The 11,935-nt window shown below is 56.0% G+C and carries 14 protein-coding genes; 11 read left to right on the top strand and 3 right to left on the bottom strand.

Going from position 1 to position 11,935, the window contains the following annotated elements:
* The first annotated feature begins 10 nt into the window (after positions 1 to 10).
* Complete coding sequence (locus HV037_RS03740; protein ID WP_049041397.1) at positions 11 to 1,246, top strand: multifunctional CCA addition/repair protein; 1,236 nt, start codon at positions 11 to 13, stop codon at positions 1,244 to 1,246.
* 52 nt (positions 1,247 to 1,298) lie between these two features.
* Here the strand turns inward: HV037_RS03740 and bacA are convergent, their stop codons facing one another.
* Complete coding sequence (bacA, locus tag HV037_RS03735) at positions 1,299 to 2,117, bottom strand: undecaprenyl-diphosphate phosphatase (protein WP_016154535.1); 819 nt, start codon at positions 2,115 to 2,117, stop codon at positions 1,299 to 1,301.
* Between the two features lie 86 nt (positions 2,118 to 2,203).
* On the bottom strand, positions 2,204 to 2,572 hold the full coding sequence (folB, locus tag HV037_RS03730) for a bifunctional dihydroneopterin aldolase/7,8-dihydroneopterin epimerase (RefSeq protein ID WP_003828442.1): 369 nt from the start codon (positions 2,570 to 2,572) through the stop codon (positions 2,204 to 2,206).
* A gap of 106 nt (positions 2,573 to 2,678) precedes the next feature.
* On the opposite strand from folB, the gene plsY reads away from it, so the two are divergent.
* Positions 2,679 to 3,296, top strand: coding sequence for a glycerol-3-phosphate 1-O-acyltransferase PlsY (gene plsY / locus HV037_RS03725; RefSeq protein ID WP_016154536.1), 618 nt, complete (start codon positions 2,679 to 2,681; stop codon positions 3,294 to 3,296).
* Between the two features lie 31 nt (positions 3,297 to 3,327).
* On the opposite strand, the gene HV037_RS03720 is transcribed toward plsY, so the two are convergent.
* Positions 3,328 to 4,269, bottom strand: coding sequence for a LysR family transcriptional regulator (locus tag HV037_RS03720; protein WP_016157496.1), 942 nt, complete (start codon positions 4,267 to 4,269; stop codon positions 3,328 to 3,330).
* Between the two features lie 212 nt (positions 4,270 to 4,481).
* Here HV037_RS03720 and ttdA point away from each other — a divergent pair, with 212 nt between their 5' ends.
* The 9 genes from ttdA (at position 4,482) to HV037_RS03675 (ending at position 11,930) form a co-directional block, all read left to right on the top strand.
* Positions 4,482 to 5,390, top strand: a complete 909-nt coding sequence (gene ttdA / locus HV037_RS03715; RefSeq protein WP_047358656.1) for a L(+)-tartrate dehydratase subunit alpha — start codon at positions 4,482 to 4,484, stop codon at positions 5,388 to 5,390.
* Complete coding sequence (gene ttdB, locus HV037_RS03710; RefSeq protein WP_016154539.1) at positions 5,387 to 5,992, top strand: L(+)-tartrate dehydratase subunit beta; 606 nt, start codon at positions 5,387 to 5,389, stop codon at positions 5,990 to 5,992. The genes ttdA and ttdB overlap by 4 nt, the downstream gene beginning before the upstream one ends.
* Before the next feature lie 48 nt (positions 5,993 to 6,040).
* Positions 6,041 to 7,504, top strand: a complete 1,464-nt coding sequence (locus tag HV037_RS03705) for an anion permease (protein ID WP_181500187.1) — start codon at positions 6,041 to 6,043, stop codon at positions 7,502 to 7,504.
* Between the two features lie 123 nt (positions 7,505 to 7,627).
* Complete coding sequence (locus tag HV037_RS03700; RefSeq protein ID WP_196808778.1) at positions 7,628 to 8,452, top strand: urease accessory protein UreD; 825 nt, start codon at positions 7,628 to 7,630, stop codon at positions 8,450 to 8,452.
* Positions 8,453 to 8,462: 10 nt separating this feature from the next.
* Entirely contained in the window at positions 8,463 to 8,765 is a 303-nt protein-coding gene (locus HV037_RS03695) for an urease subunit gamma (protein ID WP_016154542.1), read from the top strand.
* 9 nt (positions 8,766 to 8,774) lie between these two features.
* The gene (locus HV037_RS03690) at positions 8,775 to 9,095 is read left to right on the top strand and encodes an urease subunit beta (protein WP_016154543.1); all 321 of its coding nucleotides are present in this window, start codon (positions 8,775 to 8,777) and stop codon (positions 9,093 to 9,095) included.
* A complete protein-coding gene (ureC, locus tag HV037_RS03685) occupies positions 9,088 to 10,791 on the top strand; it encodes an urease subunit alpha (RefSeq protein ID WP_146053245.1) in 1,704 nt (567 codons plus the stop codon). The genes HV037_RS03690 and ureC overlap by 8 nt, the downstream gene beginning before the upstream one ends.
* Before the next feature lie 9 nt (positions 10,792 to 10,800).
* Positions 10,801 to 11,259, top strand: coding sequence for an urease accessory protein UreE (ureE, locus tag HV037_RS03680; RefSeq protein WP_103284245.1), 459 nt, complete (start codon positions 10,801 to 10,803; stop codon positions 11,257 to 11,259).
* Positions 11,259 to 11,930 (top strand): urease accessory protein UreF, encoded by a 672-nt coding sequence (locus HV037_RS03675; RefSeq protein ID WP_047358659.1) that lies wholly within the window; start codon positions 11,259 to 11,261, stop codon positions 11,928 to 11,930. Before ureE ends, HV037_RS03675 begins: the two co-directional genes overlap by 1 nt.
* Positions 11,931 to 11,935: the final 5 nt, after the last annotated feature.

The raw sequence follows: 11,935 nt of genomic DNA, 5'->3' as shown, positions 1-11,935 counted from the left end.
GGAAAGTGGCGTGAAGATTTATCTGGTCGGTGGTGCTGTTCGGGATGCGTTATTAGGGCTACCGATTAAAGATAAAGATTGGGTTGTTGTCGGCGCCACGCCGCAAGAGATGCTCGACGCGGGCTACCAGCAGGTAGGGCGCGATTTTCCCGTGTTTCTGCATCCGCAAACCCGGGAAGAGTATGCGCTGGCGCGTACCGAACGCAAATCAGGCTCGGGGTATACCGGATTCACCTGCTACGCCGCGCCGGATGTGACGCTGGAGGCCGATCTTCAGCGTCGCGATCTGACCATCAACGCAATGGCCCGCGATGACGACGGCGAGATTATCGATCCGTATAACGGACGCGACGATCTGGAAAACCGTCTGCTACGCCATGTGTCCCCCGCCTTTAGCGAAGATCCATTGCGCGTGCTGCGCGTGGCGCGCTTTGCTGCCCGCTATGCGCACCTCGGTTTTCGTATCGCTGAAGAAACCATGACGCTGATGCGCGATATGAACGCCGCAGGGGAACTGGAACACCTGACGCCAGAGCGGGTGTGGAAAGAAACAGAAGGTGCTTTAACCACCCGCAACCCACAGGTATTTTTTCAGGTCCTGCGCGACTGCGGCGCACTGCACGTCCTGTTTCCGGAAGTAGATGCTCTGTTTGGCGTTCCCGCGCCCGCGCAATGGCACCCGGAAATTGATACCGGTATTCACACGCTGATGACGCTGTCGATGGCGGCCATGTTAAGTCCGGAGGTCGACGTGCGTTTCGCCACGCTGTGCCACGATCTTGGCAAGGCATTGACGCCAAAAGCACTGTGGCCACGCCACCACGGTCACGGTCCGGCTGGCGTGAAGCTGGTCGAGCAACTGTGCCAACGCCTGCGCGTGCCGAATGACATCCGTGATTTAGCCAAACTGGTAGCCGAGTTTCACGACCTCATTCATACCTTCCCGATCCTGCAGCCGAAAACCATCGTTAAGCTGTTTGATTCCATCGATGCCTGGCGCAAACCGCAGCGCGTGGAGCAAATCGCCCTGACCAGCGAGGCCGACGTGCGTGGGCGGACCGGTTTTGAAGCGGCGGATTATCCGCAAGGCAGGCTGTTGCGTGAAGCCTGGCAGGTTGCGCAGGCGGTACCAACGAAAGACGTCGTTGAGGCGGGATTCAAAGGTCAGGCAATTCGCGAGGAACTGACCCGGCGTCGGATCGCGGCGGTGACCGCCTGGAAAGAACAACGTTGCCCAAAAGCGTAGACAGAGCATTGCCGGATAAGCTTTAACGCCGCTATCCGGCAAGCTAGCAAAATCAGAAGAACACGACGTAAACGGCTGCCGCCACAATAAAGCGGTAAATCGCAAACGGAATAAACGAGATGCGCTTAATCAGCTGCAGGAAGGTTTTGATCGCCACCAACGCCACGATAAACGCCGTCACGAAACCAACTGCAAACATCGGAATATCTGATGCGCTGAGGAACGTCCAGCTTTTGTAGAGATCCAGCGCCGTTGCGCCCATCATCATCGGCACGGCCAGCAGGAAGGAGAATTCGGAGGCCGCGTAACGGCTTACTCCCATCAGCATACCGCCAGAAATCGTCGCCCCGGAACGAGAAAAACCCGGCCACAGCGCCAGACACTGGAAACAGCCAATCATAAACGCCTGGCGATAGGTCATATCATCCAGACCCGGCGCACGCGGCTCTTTCGGCTTCAGGCATTCTGCGGCAATCAGCAGCACGCCCCCTACCACCAGCGCATACATCACGTTGATCGGGTTAAACAGCGATTTGATGATGTCGTGGAAAATCAGTCCCAGTACGACGGCAGGAACCATCCCCAACAGGATATGGCCCAGCGTCAGCCGACCTTTGCCAGTGCCTTCATGTGGGACCTTACCGAAGTGAATGCCAATCAGGCCAAACAGACGTCGCCAGAACATCACCACGACCGCCAGGATAGAGCCCAACTGGATTACCACCTCAAATGTTTTTGCGGTGTCTCCCTCAAAACCCAACAAGTGGCCAACAATAATCATATGGCCGGTACTGGAAACGGGTAAAAACTCCGTCAATCCTTCGACCACACCCAAAATTGCCGCCACCAGCAGCGAGTGCATATCACTCATTAATGAACCTCTAGATAGATAAACCACGGCGAAAACGAGCCGACATAAAGACCCTTTTATACCCGTTTGGTTTAGATATTATTATTTTAATTATTTTCTTTCAGATTATTGCCACGCTCAATGATAACCCCGACGTTCGCCGCACGGGCTACCGCGCCAGGTTTACTGAGTTTGATCCGCACCCATGGAGAATTAAAACGGCTCAGCAGCAGATCCGCCACCTCTTCCGCCACGCGTTCGACCAGCGCAAAGCGCCCGCCTTCCACATGATTAACAACCGTTTGAGCAATATCAGCATAGCTCAGGCAATCAGCCACATCATCGCTTTTAGCCGATTTACGGTTGTCCCACGCCATTTCGATATCGAACACCAACTGTTGTTCGATCGTTTGTTCCCAGTCGTAAACACCAATAGTGGTGATTACAGAAAGTTGCTCTATAAATACAATATCCATCACGACCTGCCTGCTTTTTGGCTAACCCGGATACCACTTCCGGCGAAATATGCGTATTATCCACAGAAGTAGCGTTTTACACGACATTTTCAAAACGGAACAGCTTATGAGTGCAATCGCGCCTGGAATGATTATCTTCGCGTACCTCTGTGGCTCAATTTCCAGTGCTATTCTGGTATGCCGCCTTGCTGGATTACCGGACCCGCGTGACAGCGGATCTGGGAATCCGGGCGCGACAAACGTATTGCGCATCGGTGGCAAAGGAGCCGCCGTCGCGGTGCTGATTTTCGACGTCCTGAAAGGTATGTTACCCGTCTGGGGTGCCTATGCGCTAGGCATTAGCCCCTTCTGGCTGGGATTGATCGCGATCGCCGCCTGTCTGGGTCACATTTGGCCGGTCTTCTTCGGCTTTAAAGGTGGGAAAGGCGTTGCCACCGCCTTTGGCGCAATTGCGCCGATTGGTTGGGACTTAACCGGCGTGATGGCCGGAACCTGGCTGCTGACCGTCTTATTAAGCGGCTATTCATCATTAGGCGCTATCGTCAGCGCGCTGATCGCCCCCTTTTACGTCTGGTGGTTCAATCCCCAGTTCACTTTCCCGGTGTCCATGCTGTCGTGCTTAATTCTGCTACGCCACCATGACAACATTCAGCGTCTGTGGCGTCGTCAGGAGCCAAAGATCTGGACCAAGCTGAAGAAAAAACGCGAAAGAGACCCAGAGTGATTTTAATGTCGGATAGCGACGCCACAGCGTCTTATCCGGCGTGGGGAATGTGATACCCTTCCACCGGTTTGCCTAATCGGTGCTGGCACCACGTCGCCAGAAACTCCACGCACACCCGAAGCTTCACGCTGCGATACAGCGGCTCCTGATAAACCGCCCAGATATTGGCGCTTTGCGCATAGTCCGGCAGCACGCGCACCAGTTCACCGCTTGCCAGAAACGGCTGCAGGTCCCATTCGGAACGCAGCATAATCCCTTTTCCCTGTAGCGCCCACTGCAACACAATCTCGCCGCTGTTAGAGGAAAGATGTCCCGCCACCTTGACCGACTTTTTCTCCTGGCCGTTATCCAGCTCCCACACCCCGTGGGTCATATCGCGTTCTTTAGTGACCAGGCAATCATGACGACTTAATTCCTGCAGCGTTGTCGGCTCACCGTATTTTTGTAAATACGTCGGCGCTGCACATAATATTCTTCTATTTTTCGTTAACAAATGCGCAATATAATAATCCGGAATCTCGTCATTAATACGAATATCCAAATCGATATTATCCTGCGCCAAATCAATTTGCCGATCATAAAGTTCAAAATGCACCTGTAATTCAGGATAGCTATGCATCAGTTCGGTAATAGCCGGTGCAATATAACTGCGCCCAAAGCCAAAGCTACAGCCGATACGAATCATCCCTGCCGGGCGCGTTTTGAGTTGCGTGACGTCATCGACCAGATGCTGATAGCCCGCAAGAATAGCCTGCGCATGTTCATAACAACGTTGACCACTCTCCGTGAGTATCACGCCGCGCGCGGAGCGGCTTAGCAGCGTCGTCCCCAGCGTGGACTCAAGGATCTGAATGCGTTTCGTCACAAACGCGGGTGTTTGGCCCAGCGCCGCGGCGGCGGCACTGAAGCTGCCGCTATGAACAATTTCAACCAGGACCTGCAGGTCTTTCGCGAGGGGATACGTGTTCAACATGATAGGTATATCCGTAAAGTTGTTAACCGCAGTGTAATTCCCTCATGCGTATTAAACCCTGCCTTTGCGCAATTTTTATTGCTTATCTGAACATCATTCACGATCTGTTAATTGGATATTCACAGTGGCAAATAATATAAACCCACATTTTTAGTGGTAGTTTGTGGCGGAGAATTTATTTCCAGATAAATAAAAGAACTGGAGTTAACAAGATGAGCAATCAAAATAACCAAAATGCGATAACTACGCTGACAAACATTGTCGCCGATTTTACCGCCATGATTTCTACCCGCATGCCTGACGACGTCGTAGATAAATTAACACAGCTGCGTGAAGGCGAAACTTCGCCGATGGGTAAAATCATCTACCACACCATGTTTGACAACATGCAGAAAGCTATCGACCTGAACCGTCCGGCCTGTCAGGACACCGGCGAGATTATGTTCTTTGTGAAGGTCGGCTCCCGTTTTCCGCTGCTGGGCGAACTGCAAAGCATCCTGAAACAGGCCGTTGAAGACGCCACGGTAAAAGCGCCGCTGCGCCATAACGCGGTCGAGATTTTTGACGAAGTGAATACCGGCAAAAATACCGGTACCGGTGTGCCGTGGGTCACCTGGGACATCATCCCTGATAACGACGACGCGGAAATCGAAGTCTACATGGCAGGCGGCGGTTGTACGCTGCCGGGACGTTCAAAAGTGTTAATGCCTTCTGAAGGCTACGAGGGCGTGGTGAAATTTGTCTTCGAAAATATCTCCACGTTGGCAGTCAACGCTTGCCCGCCAGTGCTGGTGGGCGTAGGTATTGCCACCTCCGTGGAAACCGCCGCCGTCCTTTCTCGTAAAGCGGTGCTACGTCCTATCGGATCACGTCATCCGAATCCAAAAGCGGCCGAACTGGAACTGCGTCTGGAAGAAGGGCTGAACCGTCTGGGCATTGGCCCGCAAGGGTTGACCGGGAATAGCTCGGTGATGGGCGTGCATATCGAATCCGCCGCACGCCATCCGTCGACTATCGGCGTTGCCGTTTCTACCGGCTGCTGGGCACACCGTCGCGGCACGCTGTTGGTTCATGCTGACCTCTCCTTCGAAAACCTGTCTCACACCCGGAGCGCGTTATGAAAAAGATCCTCACAACCCCGATCAAAGCCGAAGATCTGGCCGACATTCGCGTTGGCGATGTCATCTACCTGACCGGTACGCTGGTGACCTGCCGTGACGTGTGTCACCGCCGCCTGATCGAACTGAAGCGCCCGATTCCTTATGACCTGAACGGCAAAGCCATTTTCCACGCGGGGCCCATCGTACGTAAGAACGGTGAAAAATGGGAGATGGTCTCCGTTGGCCCAACCACCAGCATGCGTATGGAAGCGTTTGAGAAAGACTTTATCGAGCAGACGGGCGTCAAACTGGTGGTCGGCAAGGGCGGCATGGGACCGCTAACGGAAGCAGGCTGCAAGCAGTTTAAAGCGCTGCACGTAATCTTCCCGGCAGGCTGTGCGGTCGTGGCGGCAACCCAGGTTGAAGAGATCGAAGAGGTACACTGGACCGAACTTGGCATGCCGGAATCCCTGTGGGTATGTCGGGTTAAAGAGTTCGGCCCGCTGATCGTTTCCATCGATACCCACGGCAATAACCTGATCGCCGAAAACAAAAAACTGTTTGCTGAACGTCGCGATCCTATCGTCGATGAAATCTGCGAGCACGTGCACTACATCAAATAACCCTCCCGGAGAGGCGCTGCGCCTCTCCCTTTTCGTAGGGATACAACAATGGCACCTTTAGCTGGTTGGTGGCGATACCTGGCTCCGCTGGTGGTTATCGCCATTATTGCTGTACTGCCCGTCCCCAACGGCCTTGAGAGCCACACCTGGCTCTATTTTGCCGTCTTTACCGGTGTGATTGTGGGCCTTATTCTGGAACCTGTACCGGGCGCGGTGGTAGCGATGATTGGCATTTCGATCATCGCCGTCCTTTCTCCGTGGCTGCTGTTCAGCCCGGAGCAACTCGCGCAGGACGGTTTTAAATTTACCGCCAAATCGCTGTCATGGGCGGTATCAGGTTTTTCAAACTCGGTAATCTGGCTTATCTTCGCGGCCTTTATGTTTGGTACCGGCTATGAGAAAACCGGGCTCGGTCGACGTATCGCGCTGATGCTGGTGAAAAAGATGGGGCACCGGACGCTGTTTCTCGGCTATGCGGTGATGTTCTCTGAACTTATCCTCGCTCCCGTCACGCCGTCCAACTCCGCGCGCGGGGCCGGAATAATCTACCCGATTATCCGCAACCTGCCGCCGCTGTATAACTCGCAGCCCAATAGCGCCAGTTCTCGCTCCATTGGCTCGTACATTATGTGGATGGGCATTGTCGCCGACTGCGTCACCAGCGCCATTTTCTTAACGGCGATGGCGCCGAACCTGCTGTTAATCGGCCTGATGAAAGGCGCGTCCCACACGGCGCTGAGCTGGGGAGACTGGTTCTTAGGCATGCTGCCGCTGAGTATTTTACTGGTGCTGATTGTGCCCTGGCTGGCGTACGTGTTGTATCCACCGGTACTGAAATCCGGCGATCAGGTTCCGCGCTGGGCGGATACAGAGCTAAAAGCAATGGGACCGCTCTGCGCACGCGAGAAAAAGATGTTGGTGCTGATGGTCGGCGCACTGGAGCTGTGGATCTTCGGCGGCGATTACATTGACGCCGCGATGGTCGGATACAGCGTAGTGGCGTTGATGCTGGTACTGCGCATCATTAGCTGGGATGACATCGTCAGTAATAAAGCCGCGTGGAACGTCTTTTTCTGGCTGGCCTCGCTGATAACGCTGGCGGCCGGGCTCAATAACACCGGTTTTATTACCTGGTTCGGCAAGCTGCTGGCAAACGGGTTGAGCGGTTATTCGCCGATGATGGTGATGGTGGCGCTCATTGTGGTGTTCTATTTGCTGCGCTACTTCTTTGCCAGCGCCACGGCGTATACCTCCGCCCTGGCGCCGATGATGATTGCCGCCGCACTGGCAATGCCGGAAATTCCACTTCCGGTCTTCTGCCTGATGGTCGGCGCAGCCATTGGTCTCGGCAGCATTCTGACCCCGTATGCCACCGGTCCTAGCCCTATCTACTACGGCAGCGGCTATTTGCCTACGGTGGATTACTGGCGACTCGGTGCTATTTTTGGCCTGATTTTCCTTGTGCTGCTGGTGATTACCGGTCTGGTCTGGATGCCCCTCGTTTTACTGTAAAACCCCATTGGGGCGGCATATTGTCGCCCCTTTATCCATAAGCTTCTCATATGATCGATTTCCCGATGTGCTGAGGCATACTTTTTTGTATGCAAACACCCTCATGCTGATAAGGGAAACGCTCTGGACACGGTTGCGCACGAGACACTCACACGGGGCTGGCAGGCCGAACTGGATCTGCATTTCACCCGCACTGGGCACAACACGGTGCTCGCCTCGGCGCGTCATCATGGTCCATTGACGGTTCAGCGTCCGTTTTACCCGGAAGAGGACGTCTGCCACCTCTATTTGCTTCATCCACCCGCGGGGATCGTCGGCGGGGATGAACTACACATTGCCGTAACTCTCAACGAAAACAGTCATGTGTTAATCACCCAGCCCGGCGCGGGAAAGTTTTATCGCAGCGGTGGGCCGCAGGCGTTGCTGCGCCAACATTTCACGCTCGCCCCGCACGCCACGCTGGAGTGGCTCCCCCAGGATACGATCCTCTTTCCTGGCGCCAACGCCACTATCCAGTCCGTCTTTCACATCGCGTCAGAGAGTCGACTGCTGGCCTGGGATCTGCTGTGTCTCGGGCGACCAGTTATGCAGGAGTCCTTCAGCCACGGCACGCTGCAAAACCGTCTGGAAGTGTGGCGAAATGGGCAGCCGCTGCTGATAGAGCGCTTGCAGTTGCAGAAGGGGGAGCTGAGCGGCGTCGCGCACCATCCCTGGGTAGGCACGTTGCTGTGTTATCCGGCCACTGAAAACATGCTGGAAGGCACGCGCGAGCGGCTGACGCCGCTTGGCGATTACGCCGGGGCAACGCTTAACGACTCACTGCTGACGATCCGCTTTCTTGCCGACGACAACCTGATTGTTCAGCGCGTTATGCGTGACATTTGGCAATTTCTGCGCCCGCTTTTGACACACAAACCGCCCGTACTACCGCGAATCTGGCAAACCTAAGAGACCCCATATGGAACTAACCCCCAGAGAAAAAGACAAGCTGTTGCTGTTTACCGCCGCGCTGGTGGCAGAACGTCGCCTGGCCCGCGGGCTGAAGCTGAACTATCCGGAATCGGTGGCGCTAATTAGCGCTTTCATCATGGAAGGGGCACGCGATGGTCAAACCGTGGCCTCGCTGATGGAAGACGGGCGTCACGTCCTGCGCCGCGATCAGGTGATGGAAGGCGTTCCGGAGATGATCCCAGATATTCAGGTTGAAGCGACGTTTCCGGACGGATCAAAGCTGGTCACCGTCCACAACCCGATCGTTTAAGGAGCGGCAATGATCCCTGGTGAATATCAGATAGCCAAAGGCAATATCGCGCTCAATCAGGGGCGAGAAACCTGTACGATCGTGGTGGAAAATCATGGCGACAGACCCATCCAGGTGGGCTCGCACTATCACTTTTCCGAGGTGAACCCGGCGCTGCGCTTTGACAGGCGTGCTGCACGCGGCTTTCGTCTAAACATTCCTGCGGGTACGGCGGTACGTTTTGAGCCGGGACAAAAACGCGAAGTCGAACTGGTGCGCGTCGCTGGCGCACAAAGGATCGTGGGTTTTCGCAGCGAAGTGATGGGCGCACTGGAGGCAAATGATGAGTGAAATTTCACGGCAGGCGTACGCCGACATGTTTGGCCCAACCACCGGCGATAAGGTACGTCTGGCTGATACCGACCTGTGGATTGAGGTGGAAAAAGACTTCACCACCTACGGCGAAGAGGTCAAATTCGGCGGCGGGAAAGTGATCCGCGACGGCATGGGTCAGGGACAAATGCGCGCGCAAGTGTGTGTGGATCTGGTGATAACCAACGCCCTGATCGTCGATCACTGGGGGATCGTGAAAGCGGATATCGGCATCAAGGACGCCAGGATCTTCGCCATCGGCAAAGCGGGTAATCCCGATATTCAGCCCGACGTCACGATCCCGATAGGCGTGGGAACTGAAGTCATCGCCGGGGAAGGCAAGATCGTCACCGCGGGCGGCGTGGATACGCATATTCACTGGATCTGCCCACAGCAGGCACAGGAGGCGCTGGTTTCCGGCGTAACGACGATGATCGGCGGCGGCACCGGCCCGGCAGCAGGAACTAACGCCACCACCTGCACGCCGGGTCCGTGGTACATCGCGCGCATGCTGCAGGCAGCAGACGCCTTGCCGGTTAACATCGGTTTGCTGGGTAAAGGCAACGGCTCAAATCCTGACGCCCTGCGCGAGCAAATCACCGCGGGCGCCATTGGCCTGAAAATCCATGAAGATTGGGGCGCCACGCCAGCCGCCATCAACTGTTCCCTGGAAGTAGCAGAGGAGATGGATATCCAGGTGGCACTGCACAGCGATACGCTCAATGAGTCCGGTTTCGTTGAAGATACGCTGGCGGCGATTGGCGATCGCACCATTCATACCTTCCACACCGAAGGCGCGGGCGGCGGCCATGCGCCAGATATCATCACCGCCTGCGCGCATCCGAATATTCTGCCCTCCTCCACTAACCCGACGCTGCCCTATACCGTCAACACCATCGACGAGCATCTCGACATGCTGATGGTTTGCCACCACCTCGATCCGGATATCGCCGAAGACGTGGCCTTTGCCGAATCACGCATTCGCCGGGAAACGATCGCTGCCGAAGATGTGCTGCATGACATTGGCGCGTTTTCCCTGACCTCGTCCGATTCACAGGCGATGGGGCGCGTGGGCGAAGTGATCCTGCGCACCTGGCAGGTGGCGCACCGCATGAAGGTTCAGCGTGGTCCGCTGGCAGAAGAAACAGGCGACAACGACAACCAGCGCGTTAAACGCTACGTCGCCAAATACACCATCAACCCGGCGCTAACCCACGGCATCGCCCACGAAGTTGGCTCCGTTGAGCCTGGCAAACTGGCCGATCTGGTGCTGTGGTCCCCAGCCTTTTTTGGCGTAAAACCAGCGACGATCGTAAAGGGCGGGATGATCGCCTGTGCGCCGATGGGCGATATCAACGCCTCGATCCCCACCCCGCAGCCGGTGCATTACCGCATGATGTTCGGTGCACTTGGCGCGGCGCGGCATCGTACTCGGCTGACCTTTATTTCGCAGGCCGCTAACGCGCAAAACATCCCGCAGCAGCTCAATTTGCAAAGCGCCATCGCCGTCGTCAAAGGCTGTCGGACGGTGAAAAAGGCCGACATGATCCACAACGGCCTGCAACCCAATATCACCGTCGATGCTCAGACTTATGAGGTGCGCATTGATGGCGAACTTATCACCAGCGAACCGGCAGACGTTTTGCCGATGGCGCAACGCTATTTCCTGTTTTGAGGAGTGACGATGATCTACCTGACCCAACGCCTTGACCACGCCCACCGCGTCACCGCAAGCGTCACGCTACCCATTGATATTCGAGTAAAAAGCCGTGCCAGAGTGACGCTGAACGACGGTCGCGAAGCCGGGCTAATGCTTCCGCGCGGTTTGCTGTTACGCAGTGGTGACCTGCTGACCAACGAAGATGGCAGCGAGGTGATCGAAGTGATCGCCGCGCCGGAGTCAGTTTCCGTGGTGCGCTGCGCCGATCCTTTCCTGCTCGCCAAAGCCTGTTATCACCTCGGCAATCGCCACGTTCCGCTGCAAATTCTGCCGGATGAGTTGCGCTACCATCACGATCATGTGCTGGACGCCATGTTGCGCCAGTTCAGCCTGGAGGTGACGTTTGCTCAACTACCGTTTGAACCGGAAGCAGGCGCTTATGCCAGTGAATCACACGGGCATCATCACGCCCATGCGCACTGATGCATAACATCCAACAGCTGCGTCTGATGCAGCTCGCCAGCAGCGCTCTCCCGGTGGGGTCGTTTACCTGGTCCCAGGGTCTGGAGTGGGCGGTTGAAATCGGCTGGGTGAAAAGCGCCGATGACTTCTCTGACTGGCAAATCCAGCAGATGGAGCAGAACTTCTTTACCGTCGACCTACCGCTACTGGCGAGACTGTATCGCGCCTGCGAGCAAGACGATCTCGCTGCAGCACGCCGCTGGATCGCTTACCTGTTGGCCTGTCGGGAAACCCGCGAACTACGGGATGAAGAACGCAGTCGGGGCGCGGCGTTTACGCGGCTGGTCACCGACTGGGAAGCAGATTGCTCGCGGGAGTGGCGCGCGCTCTTTGTCGACAGCCAACTCTGCGGTATGGCCTGGCTGGGCGTGCGCTGGAAAATCCCCCTGACGGAGCTGGCATTAAGCCTCGGCTACAGCTGGATTGAGAGCGCAGTGATGGCTGGCGTCAAACTGGTTCCATTTGGGCAGCAGGCGGCCCAGCGTTTGATCATTGCGCTCTGCAACCGGTATGCACAAGGTCTGGCACAGGCGCTGGCGTGTCCTGACGCCAGCCTCGGCTCAGCAACCCCGTTGGCGGCCATCGCATCTGCCCGGCATGAAACCCAATATTCCCGATTATTCCGCTCCTGAGGAGA

Origin of the sequence: Citrobacter sp. RHBSTW-00017 (assembly GCF_013797615.1) — a bacterium.
GTDB lineage: Bacteria > Pseudomonadota > Gammaproteobacteria > Enterobacterales > Enterobacteriaceae > Citrobacter > Citrobacter braakii.
This window is presented reverse-complemented; position numbering and strand designations above follow the sequence as displayed.